Annotated in this window: 20 protein-coding genes; 15 read left to right on the forward strand and 5 right to left on the reverse strand. The window is 36.2% G+C overall.

Going from position 1 to position 23,874, the window contains the following annotated elements:
• The first annotated feature begins 9 nt into the window (after window positions 1-9).
• The 4 genes from J7604_RS24685 (at window position 10) to J7604_RS24700 (ending at window position 9,375) form a co-directional block, all read left to right on the forward strand.
• Window positions 10-2,421, forward strand: a complete 2,412-nt coding sequence (locus tag J7604_RS24685; protein ID WP_293902439.1) for a TonB-dependent receptor — start codon at window positions 10-12, stop codon at window positions 2,419-2,421.
• Between the two features lie 26 nt (window positions 2,422-2,447).
• Entirely contained in the window at window positions 2,448-3,641 is a 1,194-nt protein-coding gene (locus tag J7604_RS24690) for a hypothetical protein (protein ID WP_293902442.1), read from the forward strand.
• An 85-nt stretch (window positions 3,642-3,726) separates the two neighbouring features.
• Complete coding sequence (locus tag J7604_RS24695; RefSeq protein WP_293902444.1) at window positions 3,727-4,914, forward strand: PepSY domain-containing protein; 1,188 nt, start codon at window positions 3,727-3,729, stop codon at window positions 4,912-4,914.
• A 522-nt stretch (window positions 4,915-5,436) separates the two neighbouring features.
• Window positions 5,437-9,375, forward strand: coding sequence for a choice-of-anchor I family protein (locus tag J7604_RS24700; protein WP_293902446.1), 3,939 nt, complete (start codon window positions 5,437-5,439; stop codon window positions 9,373-9,375).
• Window positions 9,376-9,478: 103 nt separating this feature from the next.
• Here J7604_RS24700 and J7604_RS24705 read toward each other — a convergent pair whose 3' ends face one another.
• Complete coding sequence (locus tag J7604_RS24705; RefSeq protein ID WP_293902449.1) at window positions 9,479-10,060, reverse strand: hypothetical protein; 582 nt, start codon at window positions 10,058-10,060, stop codon at window positions 9,479-9,481.
• 277 nt (window positions 10,061-10,337) lie between these two features.
• Here J7604_RS24705 and J7604_RS24710 point away from each other — a divergent pair, with 277 nt between their 5' ends.
• Window positions 10,338-10,667, forward strand: coding sequence for a hypothetical protein (locus tag J7604_RS24710; protein WP_293902452.1), 330 nt, complete (start codon window positions 10,338-10,340; stop codon window positions 10,665-10,667).
• 55 nt (window positions 10,668-10,722) lie between these two features.
• On the opposite strand, the gene J7604_RS24715 is transcribed toward J7604_RS24710, so the two are convergent.
• Entirely contained in the window at window positions 10,723-11,526 is an 804-nt protein-coding gene (locus J7604_RS24715; protein WP_293902455.1) for a type 1 glutamine amidotransferase domain-containing protein, read from the reverse strand.
• Window positions 11,527-11,619: 93 nt separating this feature from the next.
• Window positions 11,620-12,183 (reverse strand): Crp/Fnr family transcriptional regulator, encoded by a 564-nt coding sequence (locus J7604_RS24720; RefSeq protein ID WP_293902458.1) that lies wholly within the window; start codon window positions 12,181-12,183, stop codon window positions 11,620-11,622.
• 179 nt (window positions 12,184-12,362) lie between these two features.
• Here J7604_RS24720 and J7604_RS24725 point away from each other — a divergent pair, with 179 nt between their 5' ends.
• A complete protein-coding gene (locus tag J7604_RS24725; RefSeq protein ID WP_293902461.1) occupies window positions 12,363-12,839 on the forward strand; it encodes a nucleoside deaminase in 477 nt (158 codons plus the stop codon).
• A gap of 147 nt (window positions 12,840-12,986) precedes the next feature.
• On the opposite strand, the gene J7604_RS24730 is transcribed toward J7604_RS24725, so the two are convergent.
• The gene (locus tag J7604_RS24730) at window positions 12,987-14,477 is read right to left on the reverse strand and encodes a deoxyguanosinetriphosphate triphosphohydrolase (protein ID WP_293902464.1); all 1,491 of its coding nucleotides are present in this window, start codon (window positions 14,475-14,477) and stop codon (window positions 12,987-12,989) included.
• Between the two features lie 70 nt (window positions 14,478-14,547).
• On the opposite strand from J7604_RS24730, the gene recQ reads away from it, so the two are divergent.
• The 7 genes from recQ (at window position 14,548) to arr (ending at window position 21,125) form a co-directional block, all read left to right on the forward strand.
• Complete coding sequence (recQ, locus tag J7604_RS24735; protein ID WP_293902467.1) at window positions 14,548-16,680, forward strand: DNA helicase RecQ; 2,133 nt, start codon at window positions 14,548-14,550, stop codon at window positions 16,678-16,680.
• Window positions 16,681-16,775: 95 nt separating this feature from the next.
• Window positions 16,776-17,285: a hypothetical protein gene (locus J7604_RS24740; RefSeq protein ID WP_293902470.1), complete on the forward strand. Its 510-nt coding sequence runs from the start codon at window positions 16,776-16,778 to the stop codon at window positions 17,283-17,285.
• A gap of 111 nt (window positions 17,286-17,396) precedes the next feature.
• On the forward strand, window positions 17,397-17,609 hold the full coding sequence (locus J7604_RS24745; RefSeq protein WP_028980564.1) for a hypothetical protein: 213 nt from the start codon (window positions 17,397-17,399) through the stop codon (window positions 17,607-17,609).
• 91 nt (window positions 17,610-17,700) lie between these two features.
• Window positions 17,701-18,783, forward strand: coding sequence for a sensor histidine kinase (locus tag J7604_RS24750; protein WP_293902475.1), 1,083 nt, complete (start codon window positions 17,701-17,703; stop codon window positions 18,781-18,783).
• Entirely contained in the window at window positions 18,780-19,478 is a 699-nt protein-coding gene (locus tag J7604_RS24755; RefSeq protein WP_293902479.1) for a LytTR family DNA-binding domain-containing protein, read from the forward strand. The genes J7604_RS24750 and J7604_RS24755 overlap by 4 nt, the downstream gene beginning before the upstream one ends.
• Before the next feature lie 357 nt (window positions 19,479-19,835).
• Window positions 19,836-20,195: a hypothetical protein gene (locus J7604_RS24760; protein WP_293902482.1), complete on the forward strand. Its 360-nt coding sequence runs from the start codon at window positions 19,836-19,838 to the stop codon at window positions 20,193-20,195.
• Between the two features lie 525 nt (window positions 20,196-20,720).
• Window positions 20,721-21,125: an NAD(+)--rifampin ADP-ribosyltransferase gene (gene arr, locus J7604_RS27125; RefSeq protein WP_367113609.1), complete on the forward strand. Its 405-nt coding sequence runs from the start codon at window positions 20,721-20,723 to the stop codon at window positions 21,123-21,125.
• Between the two features lie 90 nt (window positions 21,126-21,215).
• Here arr and J7604_RS24770 read toward each other — a convergent pair whose 3' ends face one another.
• A complete protein-coding gene (locus J7604_RS24770) occupies window positions 21,216-21,350 on the reverse strand; it encodes a hypothetical protein (protein ID WP_293902488.1) in 135 nt (44 codons plus the stop codon).
• 467 nt (window positions 21,351-21,817) lie between these two features.
• Here J7604_RS24770 and J7604_RS24775 point away from each other — a divergent pair, with 467 nt between their 5' ends.
• Window positions 21,818-22,681: a HEPN domain-containing protein gene (locus J7604_RS24775; protein WP_293902491.1), complete on the forward strand. Its 864-nt coding sequence runs from the start codon at window positions 21,818-21,820 to the stop codon at window positions 22,679-22,681.
• A gap of 159 nt (window positions 22,682-22,840) precedes the next feature.
• Window positions 22,841-23,545 (forward strand): hypothetical protein, encoded by a 705-nt coding sequence (locus J7604_RS24780; protein ID WP_293902494.1) that lies wholly within the window; start codon window positions 22,841-22,843, stop codon window positions 23,543-23,545.
• Window positions 23,546-23,874: the final 329 nt, after the last annotated feature.

The raw sequence follows: 23,874 nt of genomic DNA on the forward strand, positions 1-23,874 counted from the left end.
TTGCCGAAAATGTCTTTATTAACTGCAGAGAGCACACTATTTAAAACATTAATAATAAGCTATTTAATATTACTAATTTCAATTTCTGCAAAAGCTCAGGAAGCGACTTTCACCATTGCGGGTGACGTCAAAGATCAAAAGGGTATTTCTTTACCAGGCATTTTGGTGGTTGTGGAAGAGCTTAACAAAGCGTCTATTTCTGACATCAATGGAAAGTTTGAAATAGCCGGAATTCCAGAAGGGAAATACACAGTTGTCATTCAAAACATCGGCTATAAACCATATAAAAAGCTGATTCTTGTTAATAAAGAAACTGGAATTTTATCAATACCACTTGAAGAAGAAATTATAGAAACCCAGGTTATTACCATTGAAGGAAAAAGTAAAACCCAAGAGGCAAAGGAACAAGCGATCAAAGCTGAAGTAATAGACACCAAAGCAGTAAAAGTACAGCCAGTATCATTGAATGAATTAATGAATCGTTCTGCTGGTATCAGGATCAGACAAACAGGAGGACTGGGATCTACTTCAAACCTGATGATCAATGGCTACCAGGGTAAAGCTATTAAATATTTTAAAGACGGAATTCCACTGGATTATTTGGGTGGAGGTTATGATATCTCTTTTGTTCCTGTAAATGCCCTTGAAAGATTGGAAGTATATAAAGGAGTGCTTCCGGTAAACCTTGGAGCAGATGCTCTGGGAGGAGCTGTAAATATGATATCCAGAAAATCCTTGCCGAGATATGCAGAGTTTTCTTATGAGCTGGGTTCCTTTAATACTCACCGTGTTTCTGCTAATGCTTTTTACTCTGATACAGCAAAAAAAATATTCATAGGAGCCGATGTATTCTACAATCATTCTGATAATGATTATAAAGTAATTGCAGATGTTACCGATGAAATCTCATCAACTAGAAGCCCTAAAGAAGTCAGACTTTTTCACAATAAGTTTACCAACTACTATGGTGAAGTATATGGAGGTGTAAGAAATACGAAATGGGCAGATGAGCTCCGAATTGGATTAACAGGCTATTGGATTAACCGGGAAAATCAATACGGATCAAACATGAGCCAGCCTTTTGGAGCCTCAGTAAACAGACAATATTCTGTTATACCGACCTTAAGATATCAAAAGAGCCTATTCAAAAACCGACTTCACATTGATCAGTTTTTAGTAATAAATACTATTCATTCTCAGCAGATAGATACAGCTCACGGTTATTATGACTGGTATGGAAATTTCACTTCAGCACCCCATAAAATAGGAGAACAAAGAGTACAAGGAATTTATGCCAAACAAAACTTTTCATACTTTACTTCAAGAACTAATTTGTCTTATGTATTGAATCCAAAACATAAGATTGAATTCAACGCAGTATATACAGCACTGAGTCGGGTCGGAAATGATCCTTACGGAGTAAAATTTAAAAATAGCGGAACAGATATACTGACTATACCGGCATATTATAACAAAGCAATCTTTGCCGTCGGACTTCATTCAAAAATCTATAAAGAGAATCTTAGTAATATCTTCATCATAAAGCACTATCACTATTCTACATCATATGTAGACGGAGACTATTATACTGGAGTAGAAAAAAAAGGATCTTCTTCGAAAAACAGATGGGGAATTGCCGAAGCAATAAAATTGATGGTAAACCAGAATTCGTTTTTTAGATTGTCAGGCGAGGTCGCTACAAGGCTTCCCGGACAGGATGAAATATTCGGAGATGGCAATACCAATCTTTCTAACTTTGAACTGAAGCCTGAAAAAAGCGTAAATTTTAATTTAGGCTTCCGCACTCATAATAAAGACAACCTTACTCTTGAAGTCAATACCTTTTACAGGATTACCCGTGATCTAATATTAAGAGTAGCACCTGTAAACTTCCTCTTTGCTCAATATCAAAACATAGAAAATGTCAAAGGTGTAGGATTAGAGACCGATGTGAACTATAACCTTCTAAAATGGCTTAGAATAAACGGAAACTTCACATACCAGGACTATAGACTTTTCAATAGTTCACAAAAAGAGTTCAACGGAAACCGTTTAAAAAATACACCTTACTTTTTTGCCAATCTGGGCCTGAGCGGCCAGTTTAATAAGGTCATTAATGATAATGATAAACTTACCATTCTCTGTTATTATACATTCGTAAAGGAATATTACCTTGATTATATCCCCAAAGACCAAGAGCCTCAAAGTTTCCTGGGCCTATGGGGAAGAGCGCAATATTCAACACCTAATATAATACCTGATCAGCACATACTTACTGGCGGATTTACATACAGTCCTGCTTATAAATTGTCATTTAGCTTTCTCATTAAAAACATGACGAATTCTGTTTTATACGACAATTACAAAATTCAAAATGCGGGCAGAAGCTTTCACATAAAAGTTAATTATCTCTTAAAATAAAAATTTATTATCAATCATTTAATACAATGAAAAAAGTTGTTCTGAAATTTACCTTTATACTCCTTCTTGTTACAGTGTTCTTTTCTTGTAAAAAGAAAGAAAAAGAAGTTGCTCCACAATTTGGAAGCAACGGTACATATGTTCTTTTGACTGCAATGGGTATGTGGGACGCCGGATTCTATACTGCTTTCGATGGAATGCCATCCGGAGATATCTCTTATGTTTCCAATAAGTCGTTACAAATTACAAGTGTCTTTGGTGTAAGATCATATAAAAACTGGTTCTTCGACAGAACAAATGCTGCCGGTGAAGCAGGTCTGCAGAAATATACAGTATCAAGTGACGGCTCTATCGTCAATTCAGGATTCATCATAAAATCAACCCAATATACAATAGTAGATGAAAATACAGGCTTTTATCTTGATGAAGACAGAGGCTTGCTTAAGCTTCAGAAGTTTAACCCCTCTACCATGCAAAGAACAGGAGAACTGGATTTCTCTTCACTTGCAAAAACCGGTGTGGAATATCAGGTATTGGGAAAACATATACTTGCAGCCAAAGAAGGTAAACTTTATGCTAGCATCACATACGGAACAACTGCAGCACAAGGATTTGGAGATGATTTATATAGTGAAATAGAATTTGCAGTAATTGATATTGCTACAGGTACATTGGATAAAACAATTAAGTACGATGGATTAAAAGGAATTGGTTGGGGATCATCAGCTAACAGATTCCTTACAAAAGGTGATGACGGAGCATTATATTTCTATAGCTCTGGTTTCAGTTCTGGTATCCAAAACTCTTCCATCATAAGAATTAAAGCTGGTGAAACAGACTTTGACAAAACATGGATTATCAGGGCATCTGACTATGCAACTCAATCTACTTTTGCAACTGCACTTGTCAAAGGTGGTAAACTTTATACACAGGTTTCTGCTACTCCAATCAGCGACTTTTCAAAACTTGGTGCTTACTCATTTGATTACTACGCTATCGACATTAATACAAAAGCAGGTGCTAAAATTGAAGGAATTCCTACTTGCCACTATGCATGGGCTAATGAGCAGGCTATTACTGAAATCGATGGAAAAATTTACTTCTGGGCACAAACTCCAACTTCAAAAGGTTACTATGTTCTAGACGGTGATAAAGGTATCAAAGCATTCAATGTAACTGATGGTGGATTCATTTGGGGCTTTGTAAAACTAGAGGAATAATCCTCTTTCACTTATTACAAATATTTCAAACCTGTAAAGAAATTTAATCTTTGCAGGTTTGAATACTTTAAAACAACTATAAACTATGACTTCAGTTAAAAGTGTCAAAGGATGGTTTCAAGTTCACAAATGGACTAGTCTTATTTGTACGATCTTCCTTCTACTGTTATGTCTCACTGGTCTGCCTTTGATCTTTCATGAAGAAATTGATCATTTATTGGGCAAGGAACCTGCAGCTCCTGAAATGCCAGCGAACACACCCAAAGCCAGTCTTGATAAAATTATAGAACAAGGTTATCTTCAAAGACCTGGTGAAGTGGTTCGCTATGTCTTCTGGAGTGATGAGCATCCAAACCTTGTAATGCTTAGCATGGCCGATTCAATGAATGCAGCTCCGGAAGTAAGCAATCTTGTAGTTTTGGATGAACGTACAGCAAAAGTCCTTGATGAGCCTGAGAACCAGGAAGGTTTTATGTACATCATGTATAAACTTCACGTAGATATGTTTGCAGGAATTCCGGGTAAATTGTTTCTGGGTCTTATGGGACTATTGTTTATTACAGCAATTATATCAGGTATCATGTTGTACGGACCTATTATGCGTAAATTTGATTTCGGAATGGTTCGTACTGAAAAATCTTCCCGTTTGAAATGGCTGGATATGCATAACCTCCTTGGAATTGTAACGCTAGCATGGGCAACGGTTGTTGGACTTACTGGTGTTATCAATACGATGTCTGAAACAGTAATAGCAGCATGGAGATTCGGACAACTCGCAGAAATGGTCGCTCCATATAAGGACAAGCCTGCTATAACGAGTAAATTTAGTTCTCTAGAAGATGCAGTACAAACTGCGAAAAAAGCAGCTCCTCATATGACACCGTCTGTTCTTGCTTATCCTGGGACACTCTTCTCCAGTAAACATCATTATGCTGTGTTTATGAGGGGAAATACGCCTCTGACATCTAAACTTATCTTGCCTGCTCTTATTGATGCTCAAACAGGCAAGCTAACCGATTTGCGTCCAATGCCGTGGTTTGTCAATACCCTATTTATCTCTCAGCCTTTGCACTTTGGGGATTATGGAGGTTTACCACTCAAAATCATCTGGACAATATTTGACATTGCCACAATTGTGGTATTGATAAGCGGTCTATACCTTTGGATTGCGAGAAGAAAAGCAATGAAAGCTCAGATTGCCAGACTGGAAAACATGGAGTCTGTTGCATTGGAAGCTATTACGGAGAAAGGAGAAGTAGTCTATGAAAAATAATTTCTTACACGTTTGGGGATTGCCGATAGTTCTTGCTATACTATCAATATTTGGTTTATTGTCAGCTCTATTAGGGAGTGGGATTTGGGAAGTTATATCGTGGATTGCATTATTCATTCCTCTAAGCACAATGGCTTACTATCTTTGGATCGCATTCAGAAAAAAATCTATTTAAAGTTTTATTTCTTTGAGGTAATCCTATTTAAGAGAGCAGTTTCTTTTACTATTGAATCTACTCTCTTTTATTTTTGACTTTTGATATCCTGTACTCTACTCAATAAGATAGAATTTGTTTATCCTGATAAATTGGGATAAATAGAAACAATCCATCTTAATGATCACCTACAAGTCCCTCCATGCTTAGTTGTCAGGCATTGTAAACATCCATTCACCACCTTTCTCCTTAACAATTTAATGATCTTAAACACTCCACTCTTAACAATTGGCACCACTTAAATTAACACCAAGTTAACCTTACAAAGGGATATTTGTCATCACAAACAAACTAACAGTAAACTACTGATGACAAACAAACACGTATTAAAATTAATGGTATGCCTCCTGGCAGGGAACTTGGCTATGGCTCAGGATCTTGTCCAATACTGGAATTTTAACCAGACGGCATCTCAAGCAGAACTCCTCACTCCTACTATTAGTAAAGTATCGGGAGCATCTATCCTTCATGTTCCCGGGATATCCTCAAGTACAGTTGAATTCACTTCTAATACTGGTCAGGATTTTAGCACTCTTAATGCACGCCAGGGTGAAGAAGCTTTATCACATCTTCGATTCAACAACCCTGTTGGTGGTCAACTTATATTTTCCCTTCCCACCACTGGTTATGCTAATCCTATCATAACATATGTAACAAGAAGATCAACACAGTCCGCAAGAGCGCAGATAATCTCTTATACAATAGATGGCACAAACTATATAAGATTTGACAGTCTGGAAATTATAGAAATTCCAAGTCTTATTACTCTTGACTTCAGCGATATAGCAGAAACAGATAACAACAAAGATTTTAAAATAAAAGTAGAATTTGTTCAGGTTGCCGGTAATGGCGCTGGAAATAACAGATTTGACAATTTTGCTCTTGATGCTACTTCTGTTTCCGGAGATGTTAATGCACCTGGTGTTTCTTTTAGTCCAGCCAACGGTTCTGTGAACATCCCTATGAATGCCTCATTGCTTGCTACATTCAATGAAGATATAAAATTAGCCGGAGGAGTTACTATTACCAATGAAAATATTGCTCAAGCCATTGAACTAAAACTGAACAATAAAGACGGAGAAAGTATAGAATTTTCTGCTACCATTGATGGCAGACAAGTTTCCATTACTCCTTCTGAAAATTTAATTAACGGGCAAAATTATTATATGGCCATTAAAGCTGATGCGGTTCAGGATTTATCAGGTAATGTGCTCACTGAAGCTTTAGGTATTACTTTTAAAACCATTGCAACTCAATCTGTTTTAAACCCAGGCGACTTGCTTATTATAGCATATAGAATGAACAGTTCAGACAGAGCTGATGAATTCGCTTTCGTTGCATTAAAAGATATACTTCCGGGTACACTAATTAACTTCACTGATGGAAAATTTACCAACGAAGGAGTTCAATGCCCAGGAGGACTCATCTGGATGGCACCTGAAACAGGTATAAAGAAAGGTGAAGTAGTTGTTATTGGGAATGATAGTCCTGCTTCAGCGGACAAAGGCTCTGTGACTGGCTCTTCATTCGGATTAAGTTCTGACGGAGATCAGATCATGATTTACACTGGTACTACTGAAAGTCCATCATACATCACAGCTCTGAGCTCCAATGCATGGGTAAATGATAAACCTTCATGCTCAGGTGGAAGTACATCAAAACTACCAAACACACTGACAGACGGACAAAGCTCTATTAACCTAAGCTCTGCTCTTGGTAATATCGATGGACTTTCTGTTAACGCTTATTACTCAGGTCCACAAAATATTATGGAAACTGAAGCTCTTAAAGCTTCTATTTTAAACCCTGCAAACTGGACATCAATCACTAAAGGTACTCCGGCTCAGACATGGCCTCAGTTCAGCTTCTTAACCGTAACTCCTTCAGTTGTAAAATCAGAGGTGTTGAATGCATCAACCATAAGACTTGTATTTGACAGAAATCTTAATACTGCTTCAGCAACTTCTTTAGGAAACTTCGCAGGTATCGAAGGAATAGCTTCAGCGACTGTCACTTCCAACGGAAGCTTGTCCGATACTATTGTTCTTTCTTTTGAAACTGCCTTTACCTCAGGGAATACTTATAAACTTATTGTTTCAAATATTCTTGATGCAGAAGGCAACAGTATGGAAGGAACGTACGAGTTCAGCTTCACATACAATAGCAGTATTGCTTTTGAAAAAGAGTTCTATACTATAAAAGAAGATGCAGGAACGCTTTCTATTAATTTAAAAATAGAAAACCCTACAAACGCTTCCTTTGACCTAACATTAAAGCCACAACCATGGAGCACTGCGGCTACATCTGATATTACCTTCGAAAGTAAGACAATACATGTAACAGGTGAAGAAGGAAATATCATTAAACTAGATATTCCTGTTGTGAATGATACCGATGCAGAAAATGACGAATATTTTGTTTTAGGTATTGAAAATACATCAGGCATCAGTGTTAGCGGTTTTCCTTATGCAACAGTTTACATTAAAGACAATGATAAGTCGGTTCCGTCTTCCAACGGTGAAATAATTTTAAATCACATTGCAAGCTTTGACCCTTCTACAGAAGGGAGCACGACTGAAGCTATTGCATATGATGCTACAACTCACAGAATATATGCGACCAGCGCAATTCAAAACAGATTTGACATCATAGACTTCTCAAATCCTGCTGCGCCCCAGACTATTCGCTCGGTTTCAATGAGTGCTTATGGAAGTGGAATAACAGGTATTGCAGTTAATAAAGGTATTGTTGCTGTAGGAGCTCCTGCTAATGTAGATATAGATAATGGTTCTATAGTTTTCTTTAACGCAGATGGTGATTTTGCCACACAAGTTACGGTAGGTACACTTCCTGATATGGTTTGTTTCACTCCGGACGGAAATAAAGTACTTATAGCAAACGAAGGACAGCCAAACAACAGTTACTCAATCGACCCTGAAGGTTCAGTGAGTGTGATCGACGTATCAAAAGGACTGAACAGCATCAGCCAAACCAATGTAACTACTTTGGATTTCACCAAATTCAATGAAAATGAAGGAGCACTTATTGCAGCAGGTATTCGTAAAGGATCTGTTAAAAGCACCCTGTCTCAGGACCTGGAGCCTGAATATATCACAGTTTCTTCAGACTCGAAGAAGGCATGGGTAACTTTGCAAGAAAACAATTCAATTGCTGAACTTGATCTTGAAAACAATCAAATCACTTCTATCTGGGGACTTGGCACTAAAGAATATATTCAGTATGGAAATGGCGCAGATATGAGCAACAACAATGGAGAAGTATTAATTGCAAACTGGCCGGTTAAAGGATTGCATATGCCAGATGCTGTTGGAAGCTTTGAATTAAATGGCACTAACTATGTCGTGACTGCGAACGAAGGTGATGAAAGAGAATATGCAGGACTTAACGAGCGTACCACAGTTGGTAACAACTCTGTAGTATTAGACCCAGAGAAATTCCCTCATGCTGCGGTATTAAAAAAGAGCTATAACCTTGGGAATTTCAGAATTACCAACCTTAACGGAGATACTGATAAAGATGGAGATTATGATGAGCTATATGCCGGAGGCTCACGTTCTTTCTCAATTTTTAACGCTGATACAAAAGAGCTTGTCTATGATAGTGGGGATGATTTTGATTATATTACTTCAAGACACGCAATTTATGGCAGCTTGTTTAATTCAGATCATGAAAGCAATAAACTAAAAGGAAGAAGTCATACAAAAGGTTGCGAACCTGAAGCTCTTGCTGTAGCGACCATAGGCACTAAAACATATGCCTTCGTAGGTCTGGAAAGAATTGGTGGTGTAATGGCATACAATATTTCTGATCCTGAAAATCCTGTTTTTGTAGATTACCAAAACACCCGTAGCTTCACTTCATACGCAGGAGATCACGGTCCGGAATATGTTGTGTATGTAAGTCCGGAGAACAGCCCTGATGGTCAGCATTATATTTTAGTTTCCAATGAAATAAGCGGAACTATTACTGTCTTCAAACTTGAAGTTTCGGGAGTTGCAGAAGTTGAAGCTCCAATGCCCAAAGAGAGCAGTCTGGTTGTTTATCCAAACCCTGCCCGTAACACTTTGAATCTGAATAAAATCTCATCTTTTGAAATAGAATCCTTGAACGGTCAGACATTACTGAAAGCAGAAAGTGTCAATTCAATTGACATCAGCAGTTTAGGTAAAGGCTTCTACATATTAAAAACTTCTGAGGGACAAATCAGAAAAATTGTAGTAGAATAATCATTCTAATCCTAGTCAATAAAGGACTTCAAAAAAACAAAGCGGTAATATCTTTTTCAGATATTACCGCTTCTTATATATGGTATTTCTTTAGTCTTCTATATTATCTCGAAGTACGGGTTTTCTTCATATCTTCTATAGTATTCATATACGTTTGAAGATCTCTTTTCAGCTTCCTTTCCTTTTCGATAGCATTCTTTTTATACTCTTCAAAACTGTTAAATAACTCATCATATTCTCCTATCTTCTGAACAGTCACCTTATTTGAATTGTGAAACTGGAAATATAAAAACCCACAAGCGCCGCAAGCTATGGCAAACAGACACCAAAGGATAGTCGCGTAGGTATATTTATTGATTGGCATACCTAAAAATGAAATCCCATCTTTTGCAGCAATTGCAATATCCAGGTTAGACTTTAATTCTCCTGTTTCCTTTTGAAGTTGAGAAATTTCGTTGCCCTGATTCAGAACTAGTGATTTTTCACCCGCGAGGTCTGACTTGGATTTAGCAAGAGAGTCAGAGATTATCTTCCATAAATCATTCAACTCTGTTTTTTTAATTACTTTATAATTCTGATAATTTTCAGCTCCTTGTATTACTTTTTCCCACCTTTGATCAAGAGTTTGCCCTGACACAGAATGGGTTAAAATAATCATCAACGCATATAACACATACTTTTTCATACCTTTCACGAAATTTAAGACGGAAAATAAATAGAATTTAACAACTTAAGAAAGAAACAATGCAATTATTTCTTATAATAGTTATACCAAATGTGGAAATTACAAAATAAACGTAAAATTTCCTGAATTATGCAAACTTAGCTTGAATTTTACTGAAATGCTGAAAAAATTCTAATAAAAATTCAATTTGATACAAAAGAACCAGCCATTCAACTAAAACTTGTTCGGATTCGTAGAGAAGATTAATTAAAAATTCAACTCTAAAATCGATACATCAATGAAAAAAATCATTTTGGCTCTATTTCTTCTTCTCTCAGGATACTCTTACGGTCAACAGGCAAAAATGCAGATGCTTACACCTGAGCAAAAAGCTGACGAAACCGTAACAAAACTGAAAACTGAAATCACCCTGACAGACGAGCAAGCTACAAAAGTAAAAACCATTACAGTAGACAGAGTGAATAAAATTACCGCAAACCATAAAAAGTATGGGTCTGATAAAGTAAGAATTCAGGCTGCAAACAAATTGGTAATGGATGAATGGGAAGGACAATTAAAGACAATCGTTACTCCTGAACAATTTGAAAAATATCTTTCTACCAAATAATTATTGAAATCATGTGGCAGCTCCCGCTATTGGGTCTACCACATGATTTTTATTTTCACTTACTTTCAGTTGCCTGCAATACTTTTAGCTTTTGTATTTCTCCTAAAATTGCCTTCCCTACTTCTGTTGCTGAGGCAGGGTTCTGACCTGTCACTACCCTTTGATCTGTGACTACATGTACTTGCCAAAGTCCTGATTTTTCAAACTTGGCTCCTCTTTCTATTAATTTTTTTTCAAGGAGAAACGGAACTACTTCACTTAATCCAACGGCATTTTCCTCCTCATTAGTAAATGCATTAATTTTCTTTCCATCTACAAGATATTTACCATTGCTAAGTTTAATATTTACAAGACCAGCAGGTCCATGGCATACAGCACTCACCACTCCATTGTGCTCATAAATATTAGCAGCAATTTTAGCCAGCTCAGTGTTATCTGCGAAATCCCACATTGCTCCATGACCTCCGGCATAGAATATAGCGAGGTATTTCTCGGGATCCACCTCTGAGGGCTTCATTGTATGTTCTAGCTTATTCTTGTACTCTGTGTTTTCCCAGAATTTTTTATTAATCGGATCCTCAAGATCAAAGCCATCTACAGGAGGCTTTCCTCCTTTGGGACTTACAAAATCAATTTCATAACCGGCATCATGCAATATTTCCCAAGGGTGTGCGACTTCGCTAAGATAGAACCCAGTAGGTTTGCCAGTATTTCCTTTTTTGTCATGGCTAGTTACCACAAATAAAATTTTTGTCTTCATTTTTCCAGAATTGTTAACTTGAGCTTTTGTTTGATGATTCGAAAAAAACAGGATGATCATTAGAACTCCTGCTATAATTCCTTGTACTTTGTTTTTCATTTTCGTCTGTTTTAATCTATGCAGACAAAACTGAACAAATTACCTACCATCCAAAAGGACAAAAATCACTGAAAAAATGTGACATAGGTCACATCACGAAGAAAGACGGCTCAACGTTTCCCTGGAAACTCCCAGGTAAGAGGCTATAAGAGTTTTAGGAAGTCGCTTAATAAGGGAAGGATATAAATCCACAAACTGATCATATCGCTCTTTAGCATTGCTATTGAGCAAAGACAGAATTCTCCTTTGCAAGGCAATATATCCCATGTTGGACTTTTTTCTGAAAAAATGCTCTACCTTGTGCATCTCAGCACATATTTTATCTCTGTTTTGTAAAGAAAGAGAAAGCACTTCTACATCTTCAATACAATCAATATTAAATATAGCCTTGGACTGACTGAAATAAGCCTGATAATCAGTAATCCACCAGTCTTCCATAGCAAACTGCATGATAGATTCCCTGCCTTCACTATCAGTATGGTAGGCTTTCAAAAGACCTTTTATAACAAAATAATCATAGTTAACGAGGTCACCCTCCTGAACAAGGAACTGATGCTTTTTAAGTTTTTTAACCGAAAAATGAGAAAGTAAAAATTCAAATTCAGAATCTGTCAGAGATATAATTTTCTCAAAATGTTGTCTTAATTCTTTATACATCTGGTTTCAAATACGACTTAATAAAATCCTGATATTTCTGAATTATGAATTTAGGCAATTAATTACTAGCCCCAAATTGGTAGGTCATTTTAATATGCTAGTATTTTTACTTCTAAATAAAAAAATATTTTTTCCAATGAATTTACGTACTTTAATAAAGTAAAATTTTTACTACTGAAATGGAAGAGAGAGCATTAAAATTTATGAAGATGGCCATTGAGCTTTCACATTTGGGACATAGAAATAACAAAGGCGGTCCGTTTGGTGCTATAGTAGTTAAGGGTGATGAAGTAGTTGGCAGAGGGTATAATCAGGTTACATCTTCTAATGACCCTACAGCACACGCAGAAATTGTTGCTATCAGAGATGCCTGTAAGAATCTTAGCACTTTTCAGCTTACAGGGTGCGAGATATTTACCAGTTGCGAACCTTGCCCAATGTGCCTTGGAGCTATATATTGGGCCAGACCGGATAAAATTTACTTTGGCAATTCACGTGAGGATGCGGCTGCAATCGGCTTTGACGATTCAATGATTTATGACGAAATGAAAAAGCTAATACTTGAAAGAAAAATTCCTATTATGCAGATCGGACAAGAACATGCCATTATAGCATTTCATGAATGGAAAGCTAAAGGAGATAAAACCGAATATTAGTTGCCCCCCCATCCCTCACGATTCACCTGAAGGACATGGCTGTGAAAGTAATCGTTATCTTCTTAATTAAAGAAAATAGCAACAGTTTGAGTAACAGCAAGAACACTTGGGTGTATATTGTTGCTGTTGCTCCAACTGTTGCTGAGATTACTTAAGCTCAGGCAATGAAATACCTTTAATCTTACGATAAAGATCCACAGCATAAATATCTGTCATACCTGATACAAAATCTACGACCGATTGTAACCTGGAATAAAGGTTATCATCTTCCCCCTTGTACTTAAACTGATCAGGAAGCAGACGCATCAGTTTTGGTGACGTAGCTTTATCAGGCTGAGTAATTGCTGGTATAAATTCTTCCAGTATCCCTCCTAATATCTTATATCCGGCAAGCTCGATCTCTATTGCTGAGCGGTAGTTGTAAATTTCTTCATTAGAGATTTGTTTCAGCTCCTGAAATGGTTTGCTGATATGCCCTCCAAGATCGTCTGTAAGACTCTTTTCATATTTTCCGGAAAGAATAGCTTCCCTGTTTTCCCAGAATATATCAGAGCACCTTTCAATTAAAATTGAAATAATTTTAGCTCTCAGGAATGCGATTTTTTGCTTATCATCTACAATGGCATCAACAATTGATTTGATCTTCCCCCTACTGTCCCTATCAGCATTTTCCTGAAAGAATTCCAGAAGCACTTCAATTGCTTTTTTCAGGGTAATGATCTTTAATCTGTATGCATCTTCCCAATCAATCAGCTGATAGCAGATATCATCCGCTGCCTCTACCAGAAATACGAATGGATGGCGTGCATAAATCAATTCACTACTGCTTGAGTTTGAGATAAGCCCAAACTCCTTAGCTATCTTTAAAAATGTTTCTCTTTCAGAATCAAAGAAACCATACTTCTTACGACTTAAAACCTGCTTGCTCATTCCCGCACCAGATTCGCATGGATATTTGATCATAGATGCAAGAGTAGTATAAGTCAACCTCATACCACCAGGAGTATTTTCATTGAAATGATGCGTCATTAGTCTAAGACCATTCGCATTACCTTCAAAATTGGTGAGGTCTTTATATTGATTGGCTGTGAGGTTTTCCCGGATATAAGATTTTTCCTTATCAGGCAGATTCAGAAAATATGCAGAAATAGCCTTTTCACCTGAATGGCCAAATGGCGGATTTCCAATATCGTGGGCCAAGCATGCAGCTGAGATAACAGAACCAAGCTCATAGTTATAGAACCTCTGAAAGTTTTGATTATTGGGTTCATGATTTTCAGCAATTCTCTGTCCTATAATACTCCCAAGCGACCGGCCAACACAAGCCACTTCAAGACTGTGGGTTAACCTGTTATGAACAAAAATACTTCCCGGCAAAGGAAATACTTGAGTCTTATTCTGCAATCTTCTGAAAGGCGAAGAAAATATCAGTCTGTCATAATCTATTTGATAAGGATTTCTCACAGAGTCCTGACCTTCTGTATATTTATGTTCCTGCCCTAGTCTTTTGGGGCTGTATAATGTTTTCCAATCAAGCATATTTACCGCAGTTCGTCCTGTAAATTTATAATTAAATAATTGCTTTACACAACATTCTCCCAACGTTCTAATTTGTAATACTTTAAAGTTGGATTTCAATCTCTGTTACGTCTAAGATATTTCCATCCTTTTATTTATATTTGGAACCGATTCAACCAGCTAAATAAAAATGGACAAGAAAAAATACCTTAAACAATACTGGGGCTACGATACCTTTCGCCCTCACCAGGAAACAATAGTAGACCTGGTTCTGCAGAAAAAAGATGTAATGGTCATTATGCCAACAGGCGGAGGTAAATCTCTTTGCTACCAGTTACCTGCTATCATGAAGGAAGGCATGGCAATTGTGGTCTCTCCTCTTATTTCACTAATGAAGGATCAGGTGGAAGCACTTAAAGCCAATGGTATTGCTGCAGAATATTATAACAGTAGCCTTCCCTCCGAATACCTGATGTCCATTGAAAGAAGCTGTCTTGATGGAAAAGTAAAGTTACTGTATGTATCTCCTGAAAAAGTTGTAAACACAGGCTTCATTCATTTTCTGGAAAGTTTAAAAATCAATCTGATTGCAATAGATGAGGCTCATTGCGTATCATTCTGGGGCCATGACTTCAGACCTGAATATGCACAGCTAAAAAGATTGAAAGAATTTTTCCCCAATGTTCCTTTCATTGCTCTTACTGCTACTGCAGATAAAGTAACAAGAAAAGATATCCTGAACCAACTCGGAATGGAAGAGGCTGAAACCTTCATTTCCAGCTTTGACAGACCTAATCTGAGCCTGAAAGTATTACCGGGCAGAGATCGATATAAATACATTTCCAATTTTATTTCAAAAAGAGGAACACAAGCTGGTATTGTCTATTGCCTGAGCAGAAAGGAATGTGAAAAACTTGCGGGCAAGCTTCGTGAAAATGGATTTAATGCCGAATACTACCATGCTGGAATGGATGCCGATGCCAGATCCAAAGTACAGGAAGATTTCATAAAAGATGAAATTCAGATCATCTGTGCCACCATTGCCTTTGGTATGGGTATTGACAAGCCAAACGTTCGTTGGGTGATTCATTATAGCCTGCCCAAGAATATGGAAAACTTTTATCAGGAGATAGGAAGGGCTGGCAGAGACGGATTGGCTTCAGATACCATTTTATTTTACAGCTTCAGAGATTATACCTGGCAACTGGACTTGCTTCAGGAAAAAACAGGAGAAAGAAAAGAACTTCAGGCTGCCAAACTTGAAAGAATGAAGCAGTATGCAGAAGCTGATATTTGCAGAAGGAGAATTTTGCTAAGCTACTTTAACGAAAACACAGAAAAGGACTGCGGCAACTGTGATGTCTGTAAAAATCCTCCATCAAGATTTGAAGGAACTGTATTTGCACAAAAGGCCCTGTCAGCCATTGCCAGATCAAATGAGAAAATTGCATTGGGAATGCTCATTGACATTCTGAGAGGCTCAATGAATAAAAACGTTCTGGAGAAAGGCTATCAGCAGCTCAAGACATTTGGAGTCGGAAAAGAGCTTAGATATGAAGAGTGGAGCGAATACATTATGCAAATGCTGAACATGGGTGTGATTGATATCGCTTATGATGATGGCCATTCATTTAAACTTAATGAAAAAAGCAAGTCTGTGCTCAGAGGAGAAAAACCAGTGTCACTTGTGAAATTCAGACCTATGGCAGAAAAGATGGCTGAAATGAATGAGAAAACTAATGAGAAATCTGACAAGGAACTAAGAGACGAACGCTTATTTGAAAGACTTAAAAAGCTTCGTAAGAGTCTTGCTGATGCCTTGGCTGTTCCGGCATATATCATCTTTAATGATGCCACCCTATCAGAACTGGTTGCAAGAAAACCGGTAAGTCCACTTGAGCTCAAAGGTATTCAGGGGATCGGAGAAGAGAAGTTCAGAAGGTATGGTCATGAGTTTTTAAATGAGATCATTTCCTTTGTTCAGGAAGAGGCCGGACAAGGTCCTAAAATAAAAGGAAGTACGTATGTTCTAACGTTTGAAATGTTGAAACAAAATCTCAGTATAGAAGAAATTTCAGTCAGACGCAACTTAAATCAGGTAACCATTTTTTCTCACCTTGCTTATCTTTATGAAAAAGGATATGATATTGATTTAAGAAAATACATTACAGATGTTGAATTGGCTGAAATTATTAAAGCAATTAATGTTGTTGGGATAGATAAAAACCAAGTAAAACCAATATTTGAGCATTTAAACGGCAAATATGAATATCATAAAATAAGACTTGCTGCTGCAATTATGACAAAAGAACATACCTCGTAGAGATGCTATGCATGGCACCTCTATGAGGTATGTTAACACCAGTCCTTTACTTTTTCACTGACATTAATTAAATTGTATTAACATTATTTATTTTTATGAAAGCATTAAACATCATTATATTTTCATTGGTACTTATTTCAATAGTATCATGCAAAAAAGATCCTTCCATATACAGTTTGTGGACTAATAAAATAGAAGAACTTAAAATTCATAATCAAGGCAAAGTGACTATTACTAAAGGTATTTATGGGACATTAACACTAACAGAAGGAAATTGTATGCCTGCGATTGGTGGCAAAAATACTAGCTGCATAGCATATCCGGTAAAACGAAAGGTTAGGATATATGAATATACACAAGAAAAAGATGCGGAAGGGTCGTACCCATTTTACAAAAAAGTAAATACAAAGCTGATTGCAACTGGCTATACGGATGATGAAGGATTTTTCCAATTTCAACTTCAACCTTCTCAATATTCTATTTTTATTGAAGAAAAAGGGAAATTGTATGCTTCCGGTTCTGATTGGACAGGTGGGTTAAATCCTTTTACTGTAAGCTCAGGAATTGAAGAGATTAATCTGAATTTGATGTATGCGCCTCAATAACTTTAAATCTACTGTTTATCAACACATTCCTAATACCATCAAATTATTCCGGTTAATTGTGGAACAATTTTATCAAAAAAATGTTTAGAATCTGTATCAAAAAATAATCTTATGGACTCTGGAGAAATAAATAATTACCGAGGGAAAGAGGTTATTGTTATTACGAAAGACAATCATCACTATCAGGGGCAGCTTGTGGGTTTTAAGAACAAACCGGATTCTCAGGAATTTTCTCATCTGTTTATTTTACTCCCTAATACCACCTACGTAGACGTGCCTTTTGGAGACATTACAGGAATTGAGCCGGGAAGATTTGAAGTGTAAAAATCCTGATTTCTAAATCAATTGGTATACGAAAATTTCAATCTTGTATATTAATCCGCCGGTTGTCAGAAAACCTTTATAAATTTGGATAATGAATTCTATATCCATAAAAGAGGTTATTTTCAGGAGAAATTATTTTAAGATTTTTCTCCATATCGTTTGGTGGACAATATTTATCCTTTATCCCTTTTTCATTGGAATACCAGTACAGGAAAATATTGTATTAAAAATCCTTTTTAATACATCTCTTCTGATTTTATTCTTCTATCTGAACAGCGACTTTCTTATCCCGAAGATTCTAACAAAAGGACGTATCGTATTATATCTGTCTTCTGTGTTTTTTATGATCAGCATTATTGTCTCTGCAGATATTTTTACCTCAAGGCATTTTAATGTGCATGAAGTGTCAAAATTAAAATCTACCCGATCTGGCAAACCCTCCTTCCAACATCATCATCGCACTCCGGATAACCCGATAAGAAAGGCTGCAAGACCATTCTTCTCTGCATTATTTATACTGGCACTGAGTACCAGTTATCGTTTGCTCTATGACTATTTTACAAGTGAACGCAAAAGAAATGAACTTGAAAATCAAACCCTGGTTTCGGAGCTTTCTTTCCTGAAGTCACAGGTAAGTCCGCATTTCTTGTTTAACACACTTAACAATATTTATTCCTTATCGCTCAGCAATACACCAAAGGCATCTGAAGCTATATTAAAGTTATCTCACCTGCTCAGGTATATGCTCTATGAAACCAATGAAACCTCTGTTAACCTTGACAAGGAGATTGATTATATCAATGATTATATTGAGCTTCAAAAGATGCGATTCAGCAATGAAGTCACTATAGAGTACCATACAAATGGCGACTTTCATACCAAAGAGATCGCTCCTATGTTACTGATTCCCTTTATTGAAAATGCATTCAAGCATGGCATCAGCTATTCAAAAAAATCTATAATCAAAATTCTGATTGAACTAAAGGATCAGGAATTATTTTTAAAGGTTGAGAATCCATTTGACAAGAATAAAGAAAAAGATAGTTCCTCCGGTATTGGCCTTGTTAATATCCAGAGAAGACTTGATTTGCTATATCCACTGAGATATACCTTAAAGCTGAATGGTCAGAATGATATCTTTGTTGTTGAATTAAAAATTAACTTACGCTCATGATTCGCTGTATTGCAATAGATGACGAGCCTCTGGCATTGGACATCATTGAAAATTATATATCTAAGCTTCCCGAACTCCAACTGGAAGGTCGTTATACCAATCCTCTGGAAGCACTGGAAGTGTTGAATAAGAATACTATTGATCTGCTATTTTTAGATATACAAATGTCTGAGCTTTCAGGAATTCAGCTTTTGAAAGCCTTACCTAACCCTCCTATCGTAATATTTACTACAGCTTACCAAAAGTATGCTTTAGAAGGCTATGAGTTAGATGTCGTAGATTATCTTTTAAAACCAATTCCCTTTGAAAGATTTTTAAAGGCAGTAAACAAAGTAAAAGATTTACTATCACTGCAAAAAAGCACAGCTGACCAGAACCCATTAAAAGACTTCATATTTGTAAAGTCAGATTATCAGATGGTAAAAATCAATCTGGACGATATCATATACATAGAAGGCTTGAAGGATTATGTTAAAATATTCGCGGGAGTGAAACCTATATTTGCCCATCAGAATATGAAGTCGATAGAAAGTAAGCTTACAAATGACTTTCTAAGGATACACAAATCCTATATAATATCGTTAAAAAAGATTGAAGCTGTTCAAAAGAACATGGTGAAAATTGCAGGAATAGAGCTGCCTGTAGGAGAAATATATAAAGAACAGTTATTTAAGATTATTAATGAGAATAGTTGAGAGAACTAAAAGAAGCTAAACCTGAAAGGCTGCCTTCGTAAAAAAGGCAGCCTTTTCTTTTGGTACTCCTTGGAGGTTTTAGAGTCAGCTTCCGAGCAAAAAGCTGCAGCTTCGAAGCTTTTTGCCACAATCCCCCTAGATATGAAGCTCGGACGGAAGAGGAGATTATAATTTTGAAGTTATAAGACGGAGCTTTTGGGTCAATTTCCTCAGTCGGAATATGATCTTCTTTGATTATTACTCCAGAAATGGATATTTTAGTAGGAATAAGTGAGAAATATATGCAATGGTGAGCATGTATTTAGTTGTCCGCAAGCTGAAAAAATAAAACGTAATCTGCCTTTTATATTATTTACAATGACTTTTACTAGTTGTTTTTTTAGCAATTATGAAAGTGAAAGAATCAAATCTCCAACCGGGAATTTTGAAATTAAAGCAACTGTTAATCGAATTGACGAAAATTCGGATAATTATGCTAAGGTTATTATTCATTTATACGACAAAACCAATGTAGAATTGACTGAAATCAATTCTGGAGCTGGAGACTTTAATAAATGGGCAATTGGTTGGACTGAATCTGGAGATACGATCGTTATGCAAAGCAGTGATATAGGAAATATGGCATGGATATTACTACAAAACAATCCGACAGAAATAGAAATGACTAATAAACTAAATAAGCGTGCTGAATTTCTGAAATTTAAAAAGTATGAATAAGTTTCAGAAGTCAATACAAGGTTCCTGTGGTATCGGATCTTTCGATCCGATACTGAATTCAATAGAATAGAAATTTGATATGCTTCTGGTAATTCTAAACTGCGTCAGGTCGAAAGACCTAACACCACGATAAGCTATCTAAGAAAAAATTAATTTAAAATAGTATATAGCCAAAAATATTGGAATATGGAATTCTCCCCTTTCAACAATGTCGTTAAACTTTGCCTTCAAGGTATGGACATGGAACAAAAAGGCATACCACAAGAAGCTCTTAAATTGTTTTTGCAAGGCTGGAACGAGGCTACAAATGACTTTGAAAAATTCCTTTCAGCTTTTTACATAGCCCGAAATCAAGAAAATGTTTCAGACAATTTAAAATGGCTCGAAATTGCTTTGCAGTTTGCATTAAAAACAAATAATGACTCTGTAAAAACAGCATTTCCTTCCCTATATTTTAAAATTGCCAAATGTTATCATGACTTAGGCGACCTTGAGAGCGCAAAAAAGAATAGTGATTTAGGATCCTTGTTTACTGAAAATCCTTCTGACAAAGGGCCCTTTTATCATGGGACGAAAGCAGATTTGCAGGTTAACGATTTGTTGACACCAGGAGGCAATTCAAATTACCAATCTGAAATAAAAATGAATCATATTTATTTCACAGCACTAGTTAATGGGGCCGGACTTGCTGCTGCATTAGCAAAGGGTGATGGCCGTGAACGTGTATATATCGTGGAACCTACCGGGAGTTACGAGAATGACCCGAATCTTACAGATAAAAAATTCCCAGGCAATCCAACTCGTTCATATCGTTCACAAGCACCATTGAAAATTATTGGTGAAATAACAGAATGGGTTAGACAATCACCAGACGAACTTCAAAAATTTCGTGAAAAATTGGCGACCAATAAAGGAGAAATAATTAATTAGTCTCTATGCCCTGTGGTGTTGGATTTTTCGATCCGACATTGAGTTCAATAGAATAGAAATTGATATGCTTCTGGTAACGCTTAACTGCCCTCAAGAAAGATTTGACACCACAATAAACAAAATAGTCCCGACGCCACAATAAATCTGCATATGATAACCGTTAAACTTAGTCTGGTCAAAAGGCCAGACTCCATTACAGGTAAAACGGAATGACAAAAACTTCATTATTAATTTGTTTCTTATGTGCAACCTGCGCCAATCGCCTGATTGAGCACCAATCAGCCAGCTTGTCAAATTACTTTCACACTAAAAATCAGGTCCTATATATTCCTACCGAACAAAAGAAAGTTAATCAAAAAAAAGGTGAACAGGAGTAAATTTTTCATAATGCATTATATGGTAAAAATATATTTTACGACCTTCAAATAAAAGACTACTATGTATGAATTTATGACCGTTTTAAAAAAACTTCCTAAAATCACATTTCCCAAAAACTCTCTTTTCATAGCAAAGATTCACCAGCATAGCCATTACGCTGAAAGTTCTCCTTCCAGCATTGTGTTGCGGCAGAGTAAAACCAACTTAAATTAATTAGTATTTTAATACTCCTCGGTTGTTCTCAATAATACTGGTTTATTGCAATTGTTTTTCCTTTTAGGTAAATTGAGTTTTCATATAAATGTATTAATAGATTGAAGACCAGCCTGGAACATTTGCCAGAACTTAAAAAGGAAGAGTTAAAAATCATTAGTGATCTTATTGTTAAAAAGATGCTTCCTGATTTTGTCATTCTGTTTGGCTCTTATGCCCGTGGTAATTGGGTTGAGGATCGCTATGCAGAAGACGGCATCACATACGAATACAAAAGCGACTACGATATTCTTGTTCTTACCGAAACCAAACTGAACCAAGAGCTATCCGATAAATGGCGAGAGACAGAAAGGCTCGTAAAGGAAATGTCTACTTCTGCTTCTGTTAACCTTATTCATCATAGTTACGGTTATGTGAAAAACGAACTCTCCTACGGAAGCTATTTTTTTACTGATGTTGTAAAGGAAGGTATTCTTCTCTTTGACAGTGGCAGAAACGGCCTTACTCCTTTGGTGCTTCCAACTTCTATTGATCCTGAAAAGGTGAAACAAAGAGCGAAAGAGGAATATGATCGTTGGTTTGAGAGTGCTGGATACTTTGTAGATGATTATTTAGGCAATTTCGAAAAAGGCAGATACAATAAAGCTGCTTTTGAACTACATCAGGCTGTAGAAAGATATTACACTGCTCTCCTACTCGTCTTTACTGGTTATAAAGCAAAGATTCATGACATCGAAGAACTGGGCAGCCAGGCTGAAACAATTAATGAAGAATTCAAAAAAGTATTCCCTCGTGATACACCTGAAAAAGATGAACGCTTTAAACTTCTTAAGAAGGCTTATATTGATTCGAGATATAAGAAGAATTACTCAATAGGCAATGAGGATCTGGAGTACCTGAATGAACGTGTTGCTGTGCTGAGAGAATTGGTGGAGAAGATTTGTGGAGGGAGGTTGAATGGATAACCTGAACTTTATGGGGCACGGTAGATGTGCTTTTTTTTGAATGTGCACTTTAACTCCCGTACTTTTTTGTTTATTTTTATAAGGGCGTGCTGGCAAAATTTCGGCTGATAATGAAACGCTCTAATATCCGGCAACCTTACTGTTACTTATCATTATACTATGAAATATCTTTTAGCTTTATTTTTTATTCTTTTGAATTTATCTGTAACTGGACAGGATCGTAAAAAAAATTATACTATAGCCACACTTGAGGACAAATCTGTTTCTTTAGCTATTGATAATTCAATCCAATATAGAGAATCTAAGAAGTTTGAGAGGATTATACTAGTAAATAATAAAACCAAAAACACCGTTGAGCTTTACAATTGCGAGTATAAAAATTGCAGATTAGATTCATTTGACCTAAGGAGCATTAATCTTAATAATAAAAATCGTGTTGTAGTTCTTACTTTAAAATTTAGAGAAGATAATAATTATGGAGAAGCGGGCGCTTATGTAATTAACAAAACTGTAACTGAAATCTGGAATATTGACTTAAAAGAAAGAATTTTTATTGCAATGAATGATTATCATTACTATGCTGATCTAAGTCACTACTTTTCTCCTGAGGATATAGAACTTATGTCATCAGACCATTCAGAAACAGATTATTCCTATCATTATGATTTTAGAATCACTGATAAAGCAGAAATAATAATAAGCGGCCTTAAAACTAGCTTTAAAATTACCGAGAGCAGCTATTTAAAAGAATCACCCGATAGAGATACCAAATATCCTCAATATTGTGAGTGTATTCAGCCTGATAATAAGCAGGGGATTTATAAGTATGATAATGGGAAATTTATTAAAACAGATGACAGGTAAATATGCATTTGAACAATCTTTAAACTACTTCTGATAAAAAGACCAGACGCCACACTATAATGAATGATTAAAAAGAAAAATGACATTATACATTATTTAACAGGAAAGCCTAAGACTCTTTTCTTAATAGACAGTTTGAGCTATGCTTACTGCATTTTTCCTGTTTGTTGTATTGAGAAATTTTAATGAACAGCAAATAGTTTCTTTATTTCATTCCTAATAAATATGGAGTATTAAGATCTATCACTGTAGGAATTACCTGAAAAGCTAATTGATAAATCTTCATTATTTCGATATTCATCTGAATTGCTATAAAGGTTATAATTAGC

The sequence above is a fragment of the Sporocytophaga sp. genome (assembly GCF_017745095.1).
In the GTDB taxonomy this organism is placed as follows: domain Bacteria; phylum Bacteroidota; class Bacteroidia; order Cytophagales; family Cytophagaceae; genus Sporocytophaga.